The organism is Serratia sp. TMDUHS_CL (assembly GCF_037137105.1).
Classification (GTDB): Bacteria; Pseudomonadota; Gammaproteobacteria; order Enterobacterales; family Enterobacteriaceae; genus Serratia; species Serratia nevei.
On the sequence record NZ_JBBBDV010000015.1, the window covers coordinates 50827 to 73667 of the forward strand.

Below are 22841 nucleotides of genomic sequence, written 5' to 3' on the forward strand. Positions count from 1 at the left end.
CGGTCGGCCATTAGTGTGGCAGCGGGGCCAGTTGCTTGTTGCGGCGGAACTTTGCCTGCAGCCGGTCGAAGTAAAGATAGACCACCGGCGTGGTGTACAGCGTCAGCAGCTGGCTCATCACCAGGCCGCCGGCGATGGTGATGCCGAGCGGCTGGCGCAGCTCCGCGCCGTCGCCGCTGGCCAGCACCAGCGGCAGCGCGCCGAACAGCGCCGCCAGCGTGGTCATCATGATCGGCCGGAAACGCAGCAGGCTGGCCTGAAAAATTGCCTCTCGGGCGCTGATGCCGCCGTTGCGCTGCGCTTCGAGCGCGAAGTCGACCATCATGATGGCATTTTTCTTCACGATGCCGATCAGCAGCATGATGCCGATCAGCGCAATCAGGCTGAACGGCGCGCCGAACAGCTCGAGCGCCAGCAGCGCGCCCACGCCCGCGGAAGGCAGCGTAGAGAGGATGGTCAGCGGATGGATATAGCTCTCGTACAGCACGCCGAGCACGATGTACACCGTGGCGATCGCCGCCAGGATCAGGATCACCTGCGATTTCAGGGTGTCCTGGAACACCTGGGCGGTGCCGGCAAAGGCGCCGCGCACCGTAGGCGGTACGCCGAGCTGGGTCATGGCGCGGGTGACGGCGTCGGTGGCGTCGCCCAGGCTGGCCCCGAGCGGCAGGTTGAACGAGATGGTGGAGGCGGCGGACAGCCCCTGGTGGTTGACCGCCAGCGGCGTATTGGCCGGCTGCCAGTGCGCGAAGTAGGAGAGCGGTATCGCCTTGCCTTCGCTGTTGATGATGAACATTTTGTCCAGCGAACTCACGTCCTGGGTGTAGGGCGGCGCCACTTCCATCACCACCTTGTATTGGTTGAGCGGCTGATAGATGGTCGAGATCTGCCGTTGGCCGAAGGCGTTGTTCAACAGGTTGTTGGCGTCGGACACCGAGATGCCGAGGCGCGACATGGTGTCGCGATCGTAAATCAGATCCATCTCCGAGCCTTTATCCTGCTGATCCGAGTTGACGTCCGCCAGCTCCGGCAGGGCGGCCAGCGCGGTGCGGATTTTCGGCTCCCAGGTGCGCAGGGCGCTCAAATCGTCCGACAGCAGCGTGTACTGATAGCTGGCGTTGGCCTGCCGGCCGCCGACACGGATATCCTGCACCGCCATCAGGAACAGGCTGGCGCCGGGCTCTTTCGCCAGCTTGGCGCGCAGTCGAGCGATCACCTGCTGCGCGCTCTCTTTGCGTTCGGACAGCGGTTTAAGCGCGATGAACATCGAACCGCTGTTGGTGCGCGAACCGCCGGTGAAGCCGGTGACGTTATCCACCGCCGGATCGTCGCGCACGATGGTCATGAAATCCTGCAGTTTCTGGCGCATGGCCTGGAACGAAATGCTCTGATCGGCCTGAATCGACCCCATCAGACGGCCGGTATCCTGTTCCGGGAAGAAGGTTTTCGGGATGCTGATATACAGCCAGACGTTCAGCGCCACCGTCGCCAGCAGGATCGCCAGCACCCATCGGGCATGGTCGAGCACCCAGTGCAGCGAGCGGCCGTAGCCCTGCTGCAGTTTCATCAACAGCTTGCCGAAGCCGCGCACGCGCTGCTGCGCGCGTTCCGTTTGCGGGCGCAGCAGGTAGGCGCACATCATCGGCGTGAGCGTCAGCGAGATGATCAGCGACAGCCCGATAGACACCGACAGGGTAACGGCGAACTCGCGGAACAGGCGCCCCGGCAGCCCCTCCATCAGCAGCAGCGGAATAAATACCGCCACCAGCGACATGCTCATCGAAAGCACGGTAAAGCCGACCTCGCGTATCCCTTGCAGCGCCGCCTGCAGCGGCTTGATGCCGGCTTCCACGTGGCGGGAAATGTTTTCCAGCACCACGATGGCGTCGTCCACCACGAAGCCGGTGGCGATGGTCAGCGCCATCAGCGACAGGTTGTTGAGGCTGAAACCGCACAGATACATGGCGGCGAAGGTGCCGATCAACGACACCGGCACCGCGACGGCGGGGATCAGCGTGGCGCGGCCGGAGCGCAGGAAGGCGAACACCACCAGGATCACCAGCGCGATGGCGATGACCAGCGATTGCTCCACTTCCGCCAGCGAGGCGCGAATGGTTGGCGAGCGATCCTGCGCGATGTTCAGCTTGATCGAGGCCGGAATGCTGGCCTGCAGATCGGGCAGCTCGGCGCGGATGCGATCGACGGTGGCGATGATGTTGGCGTCCGGCGAGCGGCTGACCACCAGCAGGATCGCCGGTTGGGCGTTGGTCATCCCGGCGTTGCGCACGTCCTGCACCGAGTCGATGACGTTGGCGACGTCGCTCAGCCGGACGGCGGAGCCGTTGTTGTAATGCACGATCAGCGGCTTGTAGCCCTCGGCCTTCTTGATCTGGTCGTTGCTCTGGATCTGCCAGCGCTTGTCCTGGCTTTCGGCCGAGCCGAGCGGCGTGCGCAGGTTGGCGTTGCTGATGGCCTGGCGCACGCTGTCCAGCGATACGCCCTGGTTAAACAGCGCGGAAGGATTCAGCTCCACCCGCACCGCAGGCAGCGAGCTGCCGCCGACGGTGACGTCGCCGACGCCCTCGGTCTGGGCGATTTTCTGCGCCAGCTGGGTGGAGGCGAAGTCGTAAAGTTGCCCCTGGCTGTAGGTGTCGGAGGTGAGCGTCAGGATCATGATCGGTGCGTCCGACGGGTTCATCTGCCGATAGGTTGGGCGGCTCGGCATGCCGGAGGGCAGCAGGCTTTGCGCGGCGTTGATCGCCGCCTGCACGTCGCGCGCCGCGCCGTTGATGTCGCGGCTGAGATCGAACTGCAGGATCACGCGGGTGCTGCCGAGCGAGCTCATTGAGGTCATTTCGTTAACCCCGGCGATGCGGCTGAGCGCGCGCTCCAGCGGGGTGGCGACCGAGGTCGCCATGGTTTCCGGATCGGCGCCCGGCAAGGTTGCGGTGACGGAGATCACCGGGTAGTCCACCTGCGGCAGCGGCGCGACGGGCAGCAGGCTGAAGCCCAGCGCGCCCGCCAGCGCGATAGCCAGCGTCAGCAGGGTGGTGGCCACCGGCCGGAAGATAAACAGCGAGAAGAATTTCACGGTGTCTCCCGCGCTTCTTCTTTGGCGTGGGTGTTGCGCGCCAGTTTATCAAACAGCAGGTAAATCACCGGGGTGGTGAACAGCGTCAGGATCTGGCTCATGATCAGGCCGCCGACCATGCAGATGCCGAGCGGCCGGCGCAGCTCCGCGCCGACGCCGGTGCTGAGCATCAGCGGCAGCGCGCCGAGTAGGGCGGCGAGCGTGGTCATCAGGATCGGCCTAAAACGCAGCAGGCAGGCCTGATAGATGGCGTCATAGGGCTTCATGCCCTGCTCGCGTTCGGCGGCCAGGGCGAAGTCGATCATCATGATGGCGTTTTTCTTCACGATGCCGATCAGCAGGATAATACCGATGATGGCGATCACGTCCAGCTCGCTGCCCGCCAGCATCAGCGCCAGCAGCGCGCCGACCCCGGCGGTCGGCAGGGTGGAGAGGATGGTGACCGGATGGATGAAGCTTTCATACAGCACGCCCAGCACGATATACATCGCCACCACCGCCGCCAGGATCAACCACAGCGTGCTGCCGAGCGCCGCCTGGAAGGCCAGGGTCGCGCCCTGGAACTTGGTGGTGATGTCTTTCGGCATCGCCAGGGTCTTCTCGACCTGGGTAATGGCGTTGACCGCTTCTTCCAGCGAGTAGCCCTCCGCCACGTTGAAGGAGACGGTGGTCGCCGGGAACTGATCGAGGTGGTTGATCGCCAGCGGCCCGTTGCGCTGTTCAATTTTGGCGAGGGTATTCAGCGGCACCACGGCGCCGGTACTGCTGGTGAGGCGGATATCGTTCAGCGCCGCCAGCCCCGGCGTCGCCTGCACGTCATGCTCCAGCACCACGCGGTACTGGTTGGCCTGGGTGTAGATGGTGGAGATCAGGCGCTGGCCGAAGGCGTTGTACAGCGCGCTGTCCACGTCGCTCATCTGGATGCCGAGGCGTGACGCCGAGTCGCGATCGACGTTGATATAGGCCTCCAGCCCCTGATCCTGCCAGTCGCTGCTGACGTCCTGCAGCTCGGGCGTCTGCCGCAGCTCGTCGACCAGCTGCGGCACCCATTGGCTGAGCTGCTCGAGGGACATCGCCTGCAGGGTGAACTGGTACTGCGTGCGGCTGACCTGGGTGTCGATGGTCAGATCCTGCACCGGTTGCAGATAGAGCTTCAGGCCGGGCAGTGCTGCCGCCTTCTCCTGCATCCGGTCGATGATGGTCTGCAGGCTGTCGCTGCGTTCGCTCAGCGGCTTCAGGTTGATCTGCAGCCGGCCGCTGTTGAGGGCGGCGTTGGTGCCGTCGACGCCGATAAACGAGGTCAGGCTCTCTACTGCCGGATCTTGCAGCACCTGCGCGGCGACCTGTTGTTGCAACACCGCCATTTTGCTGAACGACACCGACTGCGGCGCTTCCAGCGTGCCCTGGATCAGGCCGTTGTCCTGAATCGGGAAGAAGCCTTTGGGGATGAACAGGTAGAGCAGCACGGTGACGGCCAGGGTGCTCAACGCCACGCACAGCGTCAGCCACTGGTGGGCGAGCACGACTTTCAGCCAGCGGCCGTAGCCGGCGATCACACGTTCGAAGAAACGTTCCGAGGCAGCGGAGAAACGGTTCTGCTTGCGCAGCGACTCATGGCTCAACAGGCGGGCGCACATCATCGGCGTCAGCGTCAGCGACACCACGGCGGAGATCAGTATTGCCACCGCCAGCGTCACGGCGAACTCGCGGAACAGGCGGCCGACGATGTCGCCCATGAACAGCAGCGGGATCAGCACCGCCACCAGCGAGAAGGTCAGCGAGATGATGGTGAAGCCGATTTCGCCGGCCCCTTTCAGCGCGGCGTCGAGCGGTTTTTCGCCTTTCTCGATGTAGCGCGAGATGTTCTCGATCACCACGATGGCGTCGTCCACCACGAAGCCGGTGGCGATGGTCAGCGCCATCAGCGTCAGGTTGTTGATGGAGAAACCGAGGAAGTACATGGCGGCGAAGGTGCCGACCAGCGACAGCGGCACCGCCACGCTGGGGATAATGGTTGCCGGCACGTTGCGCAGGAACACGTAAATCACCATCACCACCAGCGCGATCGCCAGCAGCAGCTCGAACTGCACGTCGCTGACCGAGGCGCGAATGGTGGTGGTGCGGTCGGTCAGCACTTTGACGTCGACCGACTTGGGCAGGCTTTTAATCAGCGTCGGCAGCATTTCGCGAATGCTGTCGGCGGTGGTGATGACGTTGACGCCGGGCTGGCGCTGAATGTTCAGCACGATCGCCGGCTGCTTGTTGGCCCAGGCCGCCAGCCGGGTGTTTTCCGCACCCTGTTCGACGGTGGCGATGTCCTGCAGGCGGATCGGCGCGCCGTTTTTGTAGGCGACGATCAGCCGCCGGTACTCATCGGCGGACTTCATCTGATCGTTGGCGGACAGGGTGACCGAGCGGGTCGGGCCGTCCAGGCTGCCTTTGGCGGAGTTGACGTTGGCGGCCGTGATGGCGGTGCGTACGGTTTCGCTGTCGAGCCCGTTGGCCGCCATGGCCGGCGCGTTGAGCTTCACGCGTACCGCCGGGCGCTGGCCGCCGGAAAGGGTGACCAGGCCGACGCCGGTCACCTGGGAAATTTTTTGCGCCACGCGAGTTTCCACCATGTCTTCCACCTGCGTCATCGGCATGGCGGTGGAGGTCACGGCCAGCGTCAGGATCGGCGGATCGGCGGGGTTAACCTTGCTGTAGATCGGCGGGTAGGGCAGATCGGTCGGCAGCAGGTTGGTGGCGGAGTTGATCGCCGCCTGCACCTCCTGCTCGGCAATATCCAGCGACAGCGCCAGCTGGAATTGCAGGGTGATCACCGAGGCACCGCCGGAGTTCTGTGACAGCATCTGCTTGAGGCCGGACATCTGGCCGAACTGGCGCTCCAGCGGCGCGGTGATGGCGGAGGTCACCACGTCCGGGCTGGCGCCGGGGTACAGCGTCACCACCTGAATGGTCGGATAGTCCACTTCCGGCAGGGCGGAAACCGGCAGCGCGCGGTAGCCGATGATCCCCGCCAGCAGGATCGCCACCATCAGCAGCGTGGTGGCGACCGGGCGCAGAATAAACAGGCGGGACGGGCCGCCGCCGGGGTTCGGCGTCATCACCTGCATCAGGCTTTCTCCCGCTTGGCGTGCGGTGCGGCGTTGCCGCCGGCCGCTTTGGTTTGCGGCGTCACCACCTCAACCTTCATGCCCTCCGTCAGTTGGTCGATGCCGTCGGTCACCACGCGTTGCCCGGCGTTCAGGCCGCTGGCGATGACCACGTTCTGGCTGTCTTCAATGCCGACGGTGACCAGGCGTTTGCTGACTTTATTCTCATCGTCCATCGTCCAGACGAAGTTGCCTTCGTTGCCCATCTGCACGGCGGCGGTCGGCACCACGATGGCGTTTTGCAACGTGGCGACTTTCAGCCGCGCATTGACGAACTGATTGGGGAACAGCGCGTCGTCCTGGTTGGCGTACTGCGCCTTCAGCTTGATGGTGCCGGTGGTGGTGTCTATCTGGTTATCCAGGCTGAGCAGATTGCCCTGCGCCAACAGGGTCTTGTTGGTGCGCCCCCAGGCTTCGACGCTGACCGGGCCGGCCTTTTGCGCCTTCATGATGTCGCTGATGGTGCTTTCCGGCAGCGTGAACACCACGTCGATCGGATGCGTTTGCGTGATCACCACGATGGCGGTGGAGCCGCTGGTGATGTAGTTGCCCATATCGACCTGTTTGAGGCCCACGCGGCCGGAGATCGGGGCGATGATTTTGCTGTAGGTCAGCTGCAGCTGAGCGCTGTCCACCGCGCCCTGATCGGCCTTGATGGACCCTTCGGTCTGCTGCACCAGCGAGGCCTGCGTGTCCAGCTCCTGGCGAGAGACCAGATTGGTTTTCACCAGTTGCTGGTAGCGAGCCAGATCGCGCCGGGCGTTGGCCAGCGTCGCCTGATCCTTCGCCAGCTGCCCCTGAGCCTGGGTCAACTGGACCTGGAATGGCCGGGGATCGATTTCCGCCAGCAGATCGCCGGCTTTCACCTGCTGCCCTTCGGTGAAGTGCAACGTCATCAGTTGGCCGTCGACCCGGCTGGTGACGGTAACGGTATTGGCGGCGGTGACGGTGCCCAGCCCAATCAGATAGCTCGGCACGGATTGCTGCGTGGCCGTGGCCACCTGAACCGGCGACAGATTGCCGCGGCGTTTGCCACCGGCGGCCGCTCCTTTGGCACCGCCGGCAGGGCGGGCTGCCGCCGGTGTTTCAGCGGCCGGCGGCGCGGCGTTGAAATGACGCCAAATCAGCACGGCGACAATGGCCACGATGGCGGCAACCAGCAGGCGCAGCATCAGGGAACGACGTTGGGGTTTTGCATTCATGGCGGCGAAAATTCTCTCCAGAGGACAACCGTGCGGGCACGCATTGCCACAAAAGTGACACTCCTTACAGAATACTAGTTTAGCTAGCCAAAGCGGCATAAAAATGAAGGAAATAAGGAGGAACCGTCAGCATTTTCCGAATAAGTTAACGATTGTTGCCTACGCTGTTTATAAGCGTTGGGTTTTAACTTATAGCCAATGCGTTTTAACGACTTTCTGTACTTGGCGCTAATAATTAACGAGCGAATTATTTAACCCATGGAGCCTCTATCAATGAGCAAAAAACAACTGGGCCGTTCGGGCATTCAGGTGCCGGCGTTGACCTTCGGCGGCAACGTGTTCGGCTGGACGGCGGATCAAGCGACCTCTTTCAGCCTGTTGGATGCGCTGGTGGACAATCAGCTCAACTTTATCGACACCGCCGACGTTTATTCCAGCTGGGCGCCGGGCAATCGGGGAGGCGAATCGGAAACCGTCATCGGCGAATGGCTCAAGAAGAGCGGCAAGCGCGACCAGGTGATCATTGCCACCAAGGTGGGCAAACCGATGGGCGAAGGCAAACAGGGGCTGTCGCCGCGCTATATTCAGCAGGCGGTGGAAGACTCGCTGCGCCGCCTGCAAACCGATTATATCGATCTTTACCAATCGCACGACGATGACCGCGATACGCCGTTGGAAGAGACGCTGGCGGCGTTCGATGCGCTGATCAAAGCCGGCAAGGTGCGGGCGATTGGCGCCTCCAACTATCAGGCGGATCGCCTGGAAGAAGCGCTGCGGGTGAGTGAAAGCAACGGGCTGGCGCGCTACGAAACCCTGCAGCCGGAATACAATCTGTATGCGCGAGAAGGGTATGAAGCCGAGCTGGAAGGCGTGGCGCAGCGCCATGGTCTCGGGGTGATCAACTTCTTCGCGCTGGCCAGCGGCTTCCTGACCGGCAAATACCGCAGCAAAGCGGATGAAGGCAAAAGCCAGCGCGGCGATCGCATCGTCGAACGCTACCTTAACCCGCGCGGCTTCCGCATTCTGGCGGCGCTGGATCAGGTGGCCGGTAAGCACGGCACCTCCCCGGCGCAGGTCTCGCTGGCTTGGCTGATTGCGCGCCCGAGCATCACCGCGCCGATCGTCAGCGCCACCTCGTTGCCGCAGCTGGATGAGTTGGTCAGCGCCACCCACCTGACGCTGGATGCGGACGACATCCAGGCGCTGAACCACGCCAGCGCCGGGTAAGGCGCGTTACCCGGCGGCGATTTTGCTCTATGCTGAAGGGGTCAACATGGCCCATTCAGGAAACCGCAATGTCTGGTGATACCATCAACGACCTCGCGACGCTGGAACAGCTGTACGGCAAACCCGGCGCCCCCTCGGTTTTTAAAGAAGTCAGCTATATCCACCCGGCGTACCGCCCGTTTATCGAGGCGGCGCCGTTTGCCGCCCTCTCGACGGTCGGGCCGGACGGCATGGATGTCTCGCCGCGCGGCGATCCGGCCGGTTTTCTCCACATCGAAGACGAGAAAACCCTGCTGCTGCCGGATCGGCGCGGCAATAACCGCATCGATAGCCTGCGCAATATTCTGCACGACAACCGGGTGGCGCTGCTGCTGCTGATCCCCGGCATTGGCGAAACGCTGCGGATTAACGGGCGGGCGGAGATCGTGGTGGCGCCGGCGGTGCTGCAGCGCTTCGCCCACCGCAATCAGCTGCCGCGTTCGGTGTTGCGCATTCGGGTGGAGGCGGTGTTCTTCCAGTGCAGCCGGGCGATCTTGCGTTCGGGACTTTGGGAAGAGGGCAGCCGCCTCGAACGTTCGGCGCTGCCCAGTCCCGGCCATATTTTGGCCGCGGTGAGCCAAACGCGCTTCGACGGTGAGGAGTACGACCAGGCGCTGCCGCAGCGGCTGAAGGATACGCTGTATTAATCGCCGCGGCGTTCGCGCCACGTTTGCCGGTTCAGCCGGTACAAGACATGTTTTTGCAGCGGGTGCCCCGCCGGCAGGCGCGGGTGCAGGAAGGTTTCGCCGTCAAAGTGCATGCCGATGCGCTCCATCACCCGGCGTGACGGCTGGTTGTTTTCGGCGGTGAAGGACACCACTTCCGGCAAGTGCAGCGTGTCGAAGGCGCACGCCAGCGCAGCGCCTGCCGCTTCAGCGGCGTAGCCGTTGCCCCAGTGGGCCGCCGCCAGCCGCCAACCGATCTCCACGCAGGGGGAGCAAGGCAGGTCGTCGCCCGGCCGCGCCAGCCCGACAAAACCGATAAAGGGCGCGCCGCCTTTCACTTCCACCGCCCATAGCCCCCAGCCATGTTGCTGCATGAAGGCGCGGATGCGTTCGGCCTGCGCGCGGCTTTCTTCCGCCGTCATCGTCGCCGGGAAATAGCGCATCACCTGCGGATCGGCGTTAAGCGCGGCGAAGGCCGGCAGATCGTCGTCGCGCCAGGGGCGCAGCCGCAGCCTGTCGCTGTCGAGGGTAAGGATGGTGGACATGATGCATAGCCTCCAATGAGCAAGGGCGCGGCGAGCCGCGCCCTTGGGCCGTCAACGGAACAGCGTTTGCGCCCAGCGCGCCAGCCCGGCGGTGACCGAGCCGAAGTCGTTGCCGCCGACGATCGGAATGCCCGGCAGCTGCTGTTGCAGCGCGGCGCGCAGCAGCGGCGAACGCGCGCTGCCGCCGGTCAGGTAGATCACCTGCGGCGCGGTCTGGCTGCTGGCCAACGCGGCACTGACCTGCTCCTGGATGCGCATCAACGGCTGCGAGATGGCGTCGGCGAGCTGATCCTGGCTGATGTTTTCCGCCAGATCGGCCTGCACGAAGCTGAGCGGCGCGCTGATAGCGGTTTGGCCGGACAGGGCTATCTTACTCTCTTCGGCCGCGCGCACCAGTCGGTAGCTCAGGCGCTGCTGGTACACTTTCAGCAGGCGTTTGACCTTTTCCGGCTCCGCCGCGTCGAGGATCAGATCGCGCAGCACGCGGCCGTTGGCGGCGCTGTAGAAGTCGTTTTGCGCCGGTACGTCGTTGGTCGCCACCGCGTTCCAGTAAGGCAGCGCCGGCAGGGCGATGCCTTTCCCGGTTTCGCCGCCCAGGCCGAACAGCGGCATCAGCTGTTTGAAGGCCAACATGATGTCCAGATCGTTACCGCCGACCCGGCAGCCGCTGTGGCCCAGCAGGCTCTGCTGACGATCGGCGCGGTCGCGCCACTGCGGGCCCATCAGCAGCACCGAGCAGTCGGTAGTGCCACCGCCGATGTCCACCACCAGCACGGTTTGCTCTTCGCTCAGCGTCGCCTCGAAGTCCAGCCCTGCCGCCACCGGCTCGAACTGGAATTCAATCTCTTTGAAACCGGCGCGTTCGGCGGCGCGCTGCAAAATGCCCTGCGCCTGCCGGTTGGCCTCTTCGCCGCCGATGCCCTGGAAGTTGATCGGTCGGCCGATCACCGCTTGATCGATACCGGCCTGCAGCACGTTTTCCGCCTGGCGTTTGATGTGGAACATCATGGCGCAGACCAGGTCTTCGAACAGGGCGATCTGCTGCGGCTTCAGGCCGTTGGCGCCGAGGAAGGACTTCGGCGAGCGCACGAAGTACACCTCTTCCGGATCTTCCATGTAGTGCGCCAGCGCCTGCAGGCCGAACAGCACGCTGTCGCCGCCGACCGGAATGTCCTCTTCGCGGTTGTAACTGATGGCGCGGCGCAGCAGCTGCTGGTTTTCTTCGCTGCCGGTCGGTACCTGCCAGTGGCGGTGCAGGCACTCGCTCACCGCTTCGCGGGTCGGCGCGCACAGCATTGAAGGCAGATACGGCTCGTTGTTTTCCAGCGTCAGTAGCTCGGGGCCGTGGTCGCGCATCACCGCGACGGAACAGTTGGCTGTCCCATAGTCGAATCCAATAAACATCTCTTTTTTGTCCCCATGCCAATGAAGGGGGGCGACTTTACCCGAGACGGGGCCGGTGGGCAATGCGCTGATGCGCGAGTGTCGAAAAATTTAGCGGGCGCGGCATCGGCATGCTTAACTTAATGTCCGAATTCCGCACGTCAGCGCGCCAGCCGAGCCCCATAATGCAGAAAAAACCGAACCCGAGCGTTGCCATGAATACCCAACAGCAAGCGTTGTACGACGCGCTGCGCGCGCGTGACCGCAAATTCGACGGCCGCTTTTTCGTCGGCGTCTCTTCCACCGGCATTTATTGCCGCCCGGTGTGCAGCGCCCGCACGCCGAAGCTGGAAAATTGCACCTTCTATCCGAGCGCGGCGGCGGCCGAGCTGGCGGGCTTTCGCCCCTGTCTTAAATGCCGGCCGGAACTGGCGCCCGGCCTGGCGCTGATCGATCTGGGCAACCGCTATGCGCAGGTGGCGGTGCAGCTCATCGAGCAGGGCTATCTGTCCGAACACAGCTGCGAAGCGCTGGCGGCGCGGCTCGGCATTTCCGATCGCCACCTGCGGCGTATCTTCGCCGAGCAGTTTGGCGCTTCGCCGATCGATTACGCGCAGTCGCACCGGCTGCTGCAGGCCAAACGCCTGTTGGCGGATACCGATCTGCCGCTCAGCGAAGTGGCATTCGCCGCCGGTTTCGGCAGCCTGCGGCGTTTCAACGAGCTGTTCAAGGCGCGCTATCGCCTGATTCCGTCGGCGCTGCGCAGCGGCGGCGCGCGCGGTGAACGGGCCGCCGCCAGCGGCCTGGTGTTCCACCTGGGCTATCGGCCGCCCTATGACTGGGATCGCATGCTGAACTTCTTGCAGGCGCGCGCCGTGCAGGGCGTAGAGCGGGTCGAGGGCCGCCGCTATCTGCGTTCGATCTCAGTCAGCCAGGGCGGTACGGAGTATTGCGGCTGGCTCAGCGTGCAGCCGGAAGAAGCGCGCAACCGGGTCAGGGTAGAGATCGCGCCGGCGCTCAGTTTGGTGACGACGGAGGTGCTGCGCCGCATACGCTTGCTGTTCGATTTGGACGCCGCGCCGGATCGCATCAATGAGGCGCTGGGTTCGCTGGCGGCCGATGCGCCGGGGCTGCGCTTGCCGGGTTGCGTAAACAGCTTCGAGCAGGCGGCGCGTGCGGTGCTGGGGCAATTGGTCAGCGTGAAAATGGCGGCAACCTTCGCCGGGCGGATGGCCGAACGTTGGGGAGAACCGCTGGCGGCGCCGCACGAGGGCATCACCCACGTTTTCCCTAGCGCCGAACGGGTGGCGCAGCTGCAGCCCGAAGCACTGCGCCTGCTCGGGGTACAGCTGAAGCGCGCGGCGGCGCTGATCGAGATCGCCCGCGCGCTGGGCGAAGGGCGGCTGCAGCTCGATAACGTGCTGGATATCGAACAGGGCATCAAGGCGCTGACCGCGCTGCCGGGCATCGGCAGCTGGACCGCCAGCTATATCGCCATGCGCGCCTGGTCGTGGCCGGACGTGTTCCTGGCCGGCGATTACCTGATCAAACAGCGTTTCCCCGGCATGACGCCGCGCCAGATCGAACGCTATGCCGAACGTTGGCGCCCGTGGCGTTCTTACGCCACGCTGCACCTGTGGCACAACGACGGTTGGGCGCCGGAAGGGGAGGAGTGAGGCGCACTCGGGCTAGCGCGGGGCGTCGATCAGCTGCAGCAGGCGGCTCATGCCTTCGCGCATCAGGAACGCCAGCAGCTTTTCCCGCTCGGCCGGCGTCAGATGGTAGTAATACTCGATCCAGACCCGAATAGGATCCTGGCGTTTGATGTCGTAGTCCGGATGGTCGGCCTCGCGTAAGGCCGACAGGCTGCGCGCGCCGAACGGCAGGCTGTCGATATGGTATTCCAGCGCTTTACCCTGCACGCCGCTGCGGCGGCGGCTGACCCAGCCTTCGCGTCGGGCCATCAGATTGACCCCTTGCGGGGTCGAGGGCAACCCCGCTTTCCCCATCAGTTCCCTGGCGGAAAACCATTTCTTTTCCATAGTCCCTTATCCCTGAGCTATCACATGTCGAGGAAAATCAACGGATACGTCGATGTCCGCATGGGAGCTTCATCTTACTTAATCGTTTAAGCTTCAGGTGTTATTTATATCACTAATCTCGTATTGGTTAACATAATGTGAAAGATGAGAGGTGCGGCGCCGCCCGTGAGACGGCGCCGGCGAGGGAAGGCGTTAGCGGATGCCGAAGTAGCCGTCGCTGAGCAGAACCGCCAACGGCTGCTCCAGCGCCACCTGGTCGCCGTCTGCCAGATCGACGCCGACATCGCGCAGCGCCTGCAGCGTCACCGGCTGGTGGGCCGGCCCGGCGAGCGTTTGCGCCTTGATCCGATGCGCCGCGCCGTTGAGCATCGAGACCATCAGCTCATCCATCTGGTTGCAGTGCAGGTTGGTGATAAAGCGTTCATCGATGCGAATGATGTCTATCTTCTGATCGCCCAGCTCATCGAAGGCATTGATGTTATGCCCAAAGCCATTGACGATCAGTCGGCAGCCCAGCTGCTGCAGTTCGCGCAGACACGCTCGGCACTGCGCGGCGTGTTCCAGCACCACGGCTTCATCAACGCTGAACAGCTGTGCCCGCGGCGGCAGCGAGGAAGCGCGCACCGTTTCCGTCAGGAAGCGTTGGAAGTCGGTGTTCAGCAGGCTGTCGGTAGCCAGCGGCAACGCGAGCGACAGCCCCTTGCGCTTGATGTCGTCGGCGTACGATACCAGCAGCTGCGTCACCGCCCAGCGGTCGATGTCCGGCATCAGGCCGTACAGCTGCGCCGCGGCGATGAACGCCTCGTGCGGCAGCGGCCGATCGTCCGGTGCCATCACCTGCAGTTTCACGTGGTGAAACGCGGCCGACAGCGGCGTTGCCGGCGGCGCGACCGCGCGGGTCAGCAGCCGCAGCTGCCCCTCGCTGATGATCGTCTGTACCTCCTGTGGGTTCAGCAATTCATGCTGCCGTTCCAGCATCTGTTTTTGCCGCGTTTCGTACAGATAAACCTGGCCGCGGCCGTGGTGCTTGGCGGTGTAGCAGGCGATGTCGGCCTGGGCCAGCAGTTCGCTGCTTTTGGCGTCGCCGCCGATGCGCGTGATGCCGGCGCTGGCGCCGACGCGATAAATTTTCCCTTCCCAGTAGAACGGATGCTGGCTGATTTGGCTGACTACCTGTTGCATCAGCGATTTCGCCTGCTCCAGCCGGCAGTCGAACAGGATCAAACCGAACTCGTCGCCGCCTAGCCGAGCCAGGCAGTCGCTGTTGCGCAGCTGATGCCGCATCAGCTGGGCGATGTCCCGCAGCAAGGCATCACCCGCCGCGTGGCCGGCGGTGTCGTTTACCGCTTTGAACCGATCCAGATCGAGGAACACCAGCGAATGCGGCGACGACGGTTCCCCGCCGGCGGCGATCGCCGCCTTCAGCTGCTTCTCGAAGCGGGTGCGGTTCGGCAGGCCGGTCAGCGCGTCGTGCGAGGCGCTGTAGCTGAGTTTTTTCATCAGTTCGCGCGAGGCGGTGACGTCCTGCAGCACCATCACCGCGCCCATGGTTTCGCCATCGAGGGTTTTCAGCGGTGAGACCGACTGCTGCACGTCGAAATAACGTCCGTCGCGGCTGTGCAGCACCAGCGCGTAATCCGCCGGCCACTGCCGCGGGTATTGCGTGAGGTTTTCGATTTCCGGGCCGTCTTTGCCGTTGGTCAGGCGCACCACGCCGGCGACCGGCATGCCGATCGCCAGCTCGAGCGGCCAGCCACACATCTGCTCGGCCACCGGGTTCATAAAGGTGATGCGCAGGTGGCTGTCGGTGGAGATCACCCCTTCGCCGATGGCGTCGAGGGTGATGTGCAGGCGCTCTTTTTCTTCGTGCAGCGCCTCGGCGAGGATCTTGAGCTCGGTCATGTCGATATTGGTGCCGATCATGCGCAGCGGCTGGCCCTGGTCGTCGAGGATCACGTTGCCCTGGCCGCGAATATGGCGCAATTTGCCGCCGCGCGTGGTAATGCGAAATTCCATAACGAAAGGCTTGGGAGCGGCCAGCAGCGCGGCCAGCTCGCGATCGGTACGCTCGCGATCTTCCGGCACCAGCAGGGTGCGCCACAGCGCCAGCGTCGGCGTTTGGTCGGGATTGAGATCGTAGAGTTCGAACATGCGCTGATCCCAGGTGAAGTTTTCCTGGCTCATCACCCATTCCCAAATGCCGACGCCGCCCACCTGGTTGGCCAGCGTAATGCGCTCCACCAGCCGGTTGTTCTCCGCCTCGCTGCGTTTGAGGCCGCTGATGTCCTCGACCTGAGAGATGAAGTACAGCGGTTGCTCTTCGGCGTCGCGCACCAGCGAGACGGCCAACAGCGCCCAAACGGTCTGGCCGTCGCTGCGGATATAGCGTTTCTCCATGGTGTAGCTGCTGATGTGGCCGTCGAGCAGATCGTGCAGCTGGCTGAGATCGGCGTTGAGGTCGTCCGGGTGGGTGATGGCCTGAAACGTCAGGCGGTGCAGCCCTTCCGGCGTATAGCCGAGCAGTTTGCACAGTGCCTGATTGACCTGCAGCCATTTGCCCTCCGGCGACACCAGCGCCATGCCGATGGCGGAATACTCCAGCGCGCTGCGAAAGCGGCTTTCGCTCTCGACGATGTGCTGTTTCTCCACCCGGAAGGTGTGCATCACCATCGCCATCGCGTGTGCCGGGATCAGGATCAGCAGCATCGGCAAGTACAGGCCAAGCTCACCGAAGACGTGTGCAGAGGCCTGCAGGTGCAGCACGCCCAGCGAGATCAGCACCGTGATCAGCAGCAGGGTGCAGAAACAGACGGCGAAGGCTTCGAAGCGCGGCAGCGCGATGGCGGCCCACAGCAGCGGTAGGATGACGAAGGTGAACGGGAACGGCAGATAGGTCAGCGCCAGGTAGCTGAAGGCCAGGGAGCCCATCAGCGTGAGCAGCAGTGGGTAGGGGTTCAGCGCCGCCAAGGTGCGGCGGTGATAGGTGAGGCCGAGCGGCGCCAGCGACAGCACCCCTATCGCTTCGGAGATGAACCAGATGCCGAACGATTGCCAGAACGTTTGATCCGGCGTGGGCGAGAGCCCGGCGGCCAGCAGCGCGCTGAACAGCGGGGTGAAGATCACGGCGCACACCACAAAGCGCAGCCAGCAGCCCAGATCGCTCAGCGGATCGTTCGCCGGCAGCGTGCGGCGCAGCAGCAGGGCGCAAACCGCCGCTTCCAGCAGGTTGATGGCGGCCAGCTTGACGGGAGTGGCGCTGACGCCGAACAGCAAGAAGCTGGCGAGCACGATGCCGAGGCCGCTGGCCAGCAGCGGCAGGCCCCAGTGGCGCGGGGCGTGGCGGTACAGCACGGCGATCGCGGCGGCGGTCGGGAACCACAGCGGCGTGAAGTGGCGGGCTTCGCTGGACAGCGACAGGCTCAGCAAGGCGAGCAGAAACGTCGCCAACGCCACTAACAGGGAATGCGTCAGCATGACGCCTTTGTGGGTGCCGAACGTGTTCGGCGCGCTGATCTCCATAGACACCCTTACCGATGGCCTCTGTCAGTGATTGGATTCATGACGTGGATGAATTAAGACGATTTATTGGCAAAGGGTAGTACAGCGCGAGAGGAAAACCTACCGGGAAGGCCGACTTTGCTGCGTTAACGCAAACCCGGCGACAGAATGACGAAAAAGCCGGCGCGGGGCCGGCTTTTGGCGTATTACAGCAGGAACAGGGTGGCGAGGCCGAGGAAGATGAAAAAGCCGCCGGTGTCGGTCAGCGCGGTGATGAGCACGCTCGAGCCGACCGCCGGATCGCGGCCCAGTTTGAGCATGGTCATCGGGATCACCACGCCCATCAGCGCCGCCAGCAGCAGGTTGAGCAGCATCGCCAGCGTCATCACGCCGCCCATCGCCGCGTCGCCGTACAGCAGCCAGGTGATCACGCCCATGATGCCGCCCCACACCACGCCGTTGATGATGGCCACCCCCAGCTCTCTGAGCATCAGGCGCGAGATGTTGCCGACTTCGATCTGGTGCAGCGCCAGCGCGCGCACGATCATGGTGATGGTCTGGTTGCCGGTGTTGCCGCCGATGCCGGCGACGATCGGCATCAGCGCCGCCAGCGCCACCAGCTGGGAAATGGTGTGTTCGAACAGGCCGATCACGCGCGAGGCGACGAACGCGGTGCAGAGGTTGATCGCCAGCCAGGCCCAGCGGGTCTTGACCGCCTTGCTGACCGGGGCGAACACGTCTTCTTCCGGGCTTAAACCGCCCATGCGGCGCAGGTTGGTGTCGCTCTCTTCGTTGACGGCGTCGACGATCTCTTCGATGGTCAGGCGGCCCATCAGTTTGCCTTTGGCGTCAACCACCGGGGCGCTGATCAGGTCGTAACGCTCGAACGCGCCGGCCGCTTCATCGGCCTTGTCTTCGGGCTGAAAGGTGGCGGGATCGCTGTCCATCACTTCGCGCACCGGGATCTCCGGATCGTTCAGCAGCACCGCGGTCAGCGGCAGCTCGCCCAGCAGGGTGTTTTTGCGGTCGGTGACGAACAGTTTATCGGTGGCGTCGGGAATGGTTTTGCGCATGCGCAAAAAGCGGTGGACCGCGCCGAGCGTGACGTCTGGCCGCACCGTCACCAGTTCGAAATCCATCATCCAGCCGACGCTGTCTTTGGCGTACTGGCTCATCTCGCGCACCTGGGCGCGCTGCTCCGGCTCCAGCGAGGTCAGCAACCGGCCCATCAGGTTACGCGGCAGGTATTGCGCCAGGTAGGCCTGTTCGTCGACGTCCAGCGTTTTGATCGCTTTGAGCAGGTCTTTGTCGCTCATTTCCTCGATCAGGCTGTCCCAGACCGGCTCGGCGACCTCCACCAGCGTCTGGCCGCGCTTGCTGTTGCCCACCAGCCGCCACAGCGCCATACGTTCATCCTGCGGCAGCGCTTCCAGCAGGTCCGCCAGGTCGGCGGCGTGCATGTCGTCCAACAGGCCGGTGATTTCCGCCGTCTGGTTCAGCAGTTCGCTTTGGCTGAGGGCGTGCTCATCCCCTGGCCGGCCGAGAATGCCGTCGACCAATTCCTTATTGTTCAACAACAGAGTGAGAATGCGCTGGCGGTGTTCAGCGACTTTTTTGACGTTATGGGTTGCGGCTGACATGGTGTTCCTTAACGGGCGCTCGGCGTTCCTGACGCAGGCTCATTAAAAGATAGAGCATAGCGAGTGCCGGAGTCATTTTTATGAAACGGACGGGGCGCGGCGGTTATTCAGAGGAGGCGTCCTGTTGCGGCGCGCTGACTTCGGCGGCGTTTTGCGCAGCGGCCTGCTTTTTTTCCTGATGATGAGGCACCGCCACCACGGCGGCGTACAGCAGTCGGCCGACTAAAATGATAAAGCTGATAAACAACACTATCTTCGTCATCTGTCCGGTGGTTTTCTTGCGCATATATCACCCGGTATGCCGGTATCCTGTGTTATTCGCTCGAGAATTTGTAACCGGATTTTAGGCGCTGATGACAAAAGTTGTCCATTTTTTTCCGGCGTGCGGCACGGCGCATTAGGGTTTCGTTTAGGTTGACGGGGCGAGGGCGGAAAGAAAAACCCCCTGTCTGGCAGGGGGCGGGGGGGATCAGGCGGAGCGCTGTTCGTCTTGCGAGCCTTCTTCATCGATCAGCAGCTTCCAGCCGACGACGTCGTTCCAGTAGGCCTGCTCGCGCTCGAAATCCAGCTGCACCAGGTTGTTCTGCGCCAGGTAGCCGGCCGGGAAGCGCAGCGTCCAGTGGTTGTCGTCGGTGGTCAGGCGCAGCGTTTCCGGCGTGGTGGTCGACTGACGCTGGTTGTTGAGCAGGGTGCTCAGACGCAGCAGCTGGATCAGCGGCAGGTAGTGTTTCTTCTTGAACAGGTTGAGGCGCGGCAGCTCTTCCAGCTTGATCGCCTTGCGGTGGAAGCGCACCAGCGCCGCCAGCAGCAGTTGCTGTTCCTGGTTGAAGCCAGGCAGGTTGGAGTTTTGCAGAATGTAGGCAGAATGGCGGTGCATGCCGCTGTGGTTGATGCTCAGCCCCACCTCGTGCAGCATGGCGGCCCATTTCAGCAGGGCTTCCAGCTGCGGATGCGCCAGCTTGGTGTTCTGCGCCATCCACTGCGAGTAGAGCAGCTCGGTGGTTTCCAGCACCCGCTTGGCCTGCTCGCGATCGATGTTGTAGTGATCGGCCAGGCTCTTGGCGGTGCGGCTACGGATGTCCTGGTGGCGGAAACGGCCTTCCATTTCATACAGCACGCCTTCGCGCAGCGCGCCGTCGGACAGGCGCAGATCGCGGATCGCCAGCGCATCGAACACGCCGCACAGGATAGCCAGCCCCGGCACGAACACCGATTGGCGATCTTCCGACAGCCCCGGCAGGCTCAGTGAACTGAAGCTTTTGAACTGCAGCACCTGCTCGGCGAGCATTTCCAGGCGATCCAGGGTGATGAGACCGTCTTTTTCCCCCATCGCCACCAGCACTTCGTGGGCGGCCTTGATGGTGCCCGAAGCGCCCAGCGCATACTGCCAGCCCTGAATGCGGTACTGCCAGGCCAGCGTTTCCAGCTTCTGCGCCGCCGCCAGCCGCGCGCGGCGGAAGTTGTTTTTGCTGATCTCGCCGCCCGGGAAGAACAGCTGGGCGAAGCTGACGCAGCCCATGCGGCGGCTTTCCGCCAGCAGCGGCTCGAAGTCTTCGCCGATCACCAGCTCGGTGGAGCCGCCGCCGATGTCGATCACCAGCTTGCGGCCTTTCTCCGGCTGAGTGTGCTCCACGCCCATGAAGATCAGGCGCGCTTCTTCCTGACCGGCGATGATTTCGATCGGGTAGGGGATCACTTTGGCGGCGCGCTTGAGGAACACTTCGGCGTTCACCGCCTGACGCAGGGTGTGCGTCCCGACGATGGTGACGTTATCCGCCGGGAAGCCTTGCAGCCGTTCGGCAAACAGCGCCAGGCAGGCCAGGCCGCGCTCTATCGCCTCTTCACTGAGTACGTTGTTGCTGTCCAATCCGTCGGCGAGATGCACCCGCTGTTTTAAACGGCCCAATACCTGTAAGGCGCCGTTGACGACGCGGGCGATCACCATGTGGAAACTGTTCGACCCGAGGTCGATGGCGGCGATTTCCTGCGGTTTGTTCGTTGCAGTGTTTTTTAGCGGCATAGTTGCTGGCCTACTGTCCTGGTTGTTCCAGAGCTTTTAAATACTCGTAAATAGCCACCTGGGCACGCACTTTGCGGCGGTTGCCGCGCGGCACGTACTGGTTGCTCAGTTCTTTATCCACATAACGGGCCTTGACCGTATCGCTGAACAGGATCTCCAGGATGTCCAGAACGCGCTGTTTCAGCGCCGGATCCAGCAGCGATACCGCCACTTCGATACGGTAATCTATGTTGCGGGTCATCCAGTCGGCGGAGGACAGATACACCCGTTTGTCACCTTTATTGTCGAAAACGTACACCCGATCGTGTTCCAAAAAGCGATCGACGATGCTGATCACCTGAATATTGTCGCTGATCCCCGGCAGGTTGGGAATCAGGGAACACATGCCCCGCACCAGCAGGCGGATCTTCACGCCGGCGCCGGACGCGGTATATAACCGATCTACCAGCCCTTTATCCACCAGATTATTTATTTTCAACATAATGCCGGCCTGTTCCCCGGCCTGGGCGTTGGCGATTTCGTTGTCGATCAGCTCATACAGCTTCAGGCGCGAGTTCTGCGGCGACACCATCAGGTTGTCGAAGGTGACCGGCCGGTAGGGGTTCTCGATAAAGTTGAATACCCGGCGTACCTCGTTGGTGATGCGTGAGTCGGCGGTCAACAGCGAATAGTCGGTGTAGATGCGCGCGGTTTTTTCGTTAAAGTTGCCGGTACCGATATGAGCATAGCGCACAATGTCATCGCCTTCACGGCGCGAAATCAGGAACAGTTTGGCGTGGATTTTCAGGCCCGGCGCCGAGAAGATCACGTGTACGCCGGCTTCGGTCAGGCGCTTCGCCCAGTGAATGTTGGCCTCTTCGTCGAAGCGCGCCTGCAGCTCGACCACCACCGTGACCTTTTTGCCGTTGTGCGCGGCGTGGATCATCGATTCGATGATGCGCGAATCTTTCGCCACCCGGTAGATGTTGATCTTGATAGCCAACACGCTCGGATCGAACGACGCCTGGCGCAGCAGCTCCAGCACGTGCTCGAAGGTGTGGTACGGGTAGTAGAGCAGCACGTCTTTTTCGCGAATGGCGTCGAAGCCGTTGCGGAAACCGTCGAACCAGATGTGGCGCAGGCGCGGCAGCGGCTTGTTGACCAGATTGGCCTTGCCGACGTTCGGGAAACTGATGAAATCTTTGAAATTGTGGTAGCGGCCGCCGGCGATCACCGAATCGTAGTTGGAGATGCCCAGCTTGCCGCGCAGCAGCTCCACCATTTCGTTCGGCATGTCGCGCTGATACACGAAGCGCACCGGCTCGGCGGTCAGGCGCTGTTTCAGGCTGGAGGACATCAGTTCCAGCAGGCTGGATTCCATTTCGGTGACCAGATCGTACTCCGCGTCGCGGGTCATTTTCATCGAGTAGGCGTTGAGCGCGTCGTAGTCGAAGAAGCCCTTGAAGATATCGTCCAGGCAGTAGCGCAGAATGTTGTCCAGCAGGATCATCGGTTTACGGCGGCGCGGCGCTTCCGGCGGCAGATTGACGAAGCGCGGCACCTTGTCGGACGGGATCTCCAGCAGCGCATAGTCGATGCGCGCGCCGCGAATGATCTCCACCGCCAGGTAGGTGTAATCGTCTTTCAGGAACTGCACCAGGTTGGTGTCGTGGTTGATCAGGATCGGCGTGATGTGCTGGCGCAGATGCTGTTTGAAATATTGCCGCAGCCAGATTTGCTGGTTCTCGGACACCTGGCGTTCGTTGATCAGGAAGATCTGATTGCGCGCCATTTCCAGCAGCAGATCGTTGTACAGGCCGTCGAACTCCTGATCGGTTTTCAGCACCTTGGCCTGGATCTTTTTCAGCAGGTGGCGCGAGGCGCCGGCGGAGCCTTGCTCTTCGCTGATCAGGATGCGCCGTTTGAGATCGGCGAAGCGGACTTTATAGAACTCGTCGAGGTTGTTGGAGTAAATGCCCAGAAAACGCATACGTTCAATCAGGGGATTGCTCTTATCTGCGGCTTCCTGCAACACGCGTTCATTAAAGGATAACCAGCTTAGTTCTTTTTCGATGTAGAGCTTTTCCTGACCCATTGCCACTCCAGTTCAAATTTAGAATAGGATCCGGGACGCAGCGCCCGGATGCCGCTCTAGTGTCCTTCATCATTATTGCGAGAGATTGACAGGAAAGTCCAACATATCCATTGCGTTGGCGCGCGGCGTTTTTTGGCGGCAATAAATTTTCGCCGATGCAGGGCGCAGGGGGGTGGAATGAGCAGCATGAAATGAAGGTTGGCAGGCTTATTCTTGGTGATATTAAGCGTGTTTGCGTTCATTTTTCAGCAATATATCAA

Annotated in this window: 14 protein-coding genes; 3 read left to right on the forward strand and 11 right to left on the reverse strand. The window is 62.8% G+C overall.

Annotation, left to right across the window (positions count from 1 at the left end; all coding sequences use genetic code 11):
• Positions 1 to 10: 10 nt before the first annotated feature.
• The 3 genes from mdtC to WCL58_RS22125 are packed head-to-tail and all read right to left on the reverse strand — an operon-like array spanning position 11 to position 7448.
• The gene (mdtC, locus tag WCL58_RS22115) at positions 11 to 3091 is read right to left on the reverse strand and encodes a multidrug efflux RND transporter permease subunit MdtC (RefSeq protein ID WP_141959916.1); all 3081 of its coding nucleotides are present in this window, start codon (positions 3089 to 3091) and stop codon (positions 11 to 13) included.
• Complete coding sequence (locus WCL58_RS22120) at positions 3088 to 6207, reverse strand: MdtB/MuxB family multidrug efflux RND transporter permease subunit (RefSeq protein ID WP_187322671.1); 3120 nt, start codon at positions 6205 to 6207, stop codon at positions 3088 to 3090. Before WCL58_RS22120 ends, mdtC begins: the two co-directional genes overlap by 4 nt.
• Positions 6207 to 7448: an MdtA/MuxA family multidrug efflux RND transporter periplasmic adaptor subunit gene (locus tag WCL58_RS22125; RefSeq protein ID WP_087762426.1), complete on the reverse strand. Its 1242-nt coding sequence runs from the start codon at positions 7446 to 7448 to the stop codon at positions 6207 to 6209. Before WCL58_RS22125 ends, WCL58_RS22120 begins: the two co-directional genes overlap by 1 nt.
• Before the next feature lie 273 nt (positions 7449 to 7721).
• Here WCL58_RS22125 and WCL58_RS22130 point away from each other — a divergent pair, with 273 nt between their 5' ends.
• Together WCL58_RS22130 and WCL58_RS22135 are read left to right on the forward strand one after the other, a co-directional pair.
• Positions 7722 to 8675, forward strand: coding sequence for an aldo/keto reductase (locus WCL58_RS22130; RefSeq protein ID WP_060441154.1), 954 nt, complete (start codon positions 7722 to 7724; stop codon positions 8673 to 8675).
• 68 nt (positions 8676 to 8743) lie between these two features.
• On the forward strand, positions 8744 to 9361 hold the full coding sequence (locus WCL58_RS22135) for a pyridoxamine 5'-phosphate oxidase family protein (RefSeq protein WP_060424858.1): 618 nt from the start codon (positions 8744 to 8746) through the stop codon (positions 9359 to 9361).
• On the opposite strand, the gene WCL58_RS22140 is transcribed toward WCL58_RS22135, so the two are convergent.
• Both WCL58_RS22140 and yegD read right to left on the reverse strand, forming a co-directional pair.
• Positions 9358 to 9924 (reverse strand): GNAT family N-acetyltransferase, encoded by a 567-nt coding sequence (locus WCL58_RS22140; RefSeq protein WP_141959914.1) that lies wholly within the window; start codon positions 9922 to 9924, stop codon positions 9358 to 9360. The genes WCL58_RS22135 and WCL58_RS22140 overlap by 4 nt on opposite strands.
• A 51-nt stretch (positions 9925 to 9975) precedes the next feature.
• A complete protein-coding gene (gene yegD / locus WCL58_RS22145; RefSeq protein WP_100396704.1) occupies positions 9976 to 11328 on the reverse strand; it encodes a molecular chaperone in 1353 nt (450 codons plus the stop codon).
• 164 nt (positions 11329 to 11492) lie between these two features.
• Between yegD and alkA the strand changes: the two genes are divergently transcribed.
• Positions 11493 to 12983 carry a DNA-3-methyladenine glycosylase 2 gene (alkA, locus tag WCL58_RS22150; protein WP_336851610.1) on the forward strand — a complete coding sequence of 497 codons (1491 nt, stop codon included), beginning with the start codon at positions 11493 to 11495 and terminating at the stop codon, positions 12981 to 12983.
• 12 nt (positions 12984 to 12995) lie between these two features.
• Here alkA and WCL58_RS22155 read toward each other — a convergent pair whose 3' ends face one another.
• The 6 genes from WCL58_RS22155 to ppk1 form a co-directional block, all read right to left on the reverse strand.
• Positions 12996 to 13349 (reverse strand): DNA-binding protein, encoded by a 354-nt coding sequence (locus tag WCL58_RS22155; RefSeq protein WP_049200678.1) that lies wholly within the window; start codon positions 13347 to 13349, stop codon positions 12996 to 12998.
• Between the two features lie 192 nt (positions 13350 to 13541).
• Positions 13542 to 16868 (reverse strand): diguanylate cyclase, encoded by a 3327-nt coding sequence (locus tag WCL58_RS22160; protein ID WP_283440007.1) that lies wholly within the window; start codon positions 16866 to 16868, stop codon positions 13542 to 13544.
• 185 nt (positions 16869 to 17053) lie between these two features.
• Positions 17054 to 18487, reverse strand: coding sequence for a magnesium transporter (gene mgtE / locus WCL58_RS22165; protein WP_015378729.1), 1434 nt, complete (start codon positions 18485 to 18487; stop codon positions 17054 to 17056).
• A gap of 103 nt (positions 18488 to 18590) precedes the next feature.
• Positions 18591 to 18773, reverse strand: coding sequence for a YfgG family protein (locus WCL58_RS22170; RefSeq protein ID WP_004941600.1), 183 nt, complete (start codon positions 18771 to 18773; stop codon positions 18591 to 18593).
• Between the two features lie 183 nt (positions 18774 to 18956).
• A complete protein-coding gene (gene ppx, locus WCL58_RS22175; RefSeq protein ID WP_049200673.1) occupies positions 18957 to 20507 on the reverse strand; it encodes an exopolyphosphatase in 1551 nt (516 codons plus the stop codon).
• Positions 20508 to 20517: 10 nt separating this feature from the next.
• A complete protein-coding gene (ppk1, locus tag WCL58_RS22180) occupies positions 20518 to 22581 on the reverse strand; it encodes a polyphosphate kinase 1 (protein WP_048234529.1) in 2064 nt (687 codons plus the stop codon).
• Positions 22582 to 22841 lie beyond the last annotated feature (260 nt).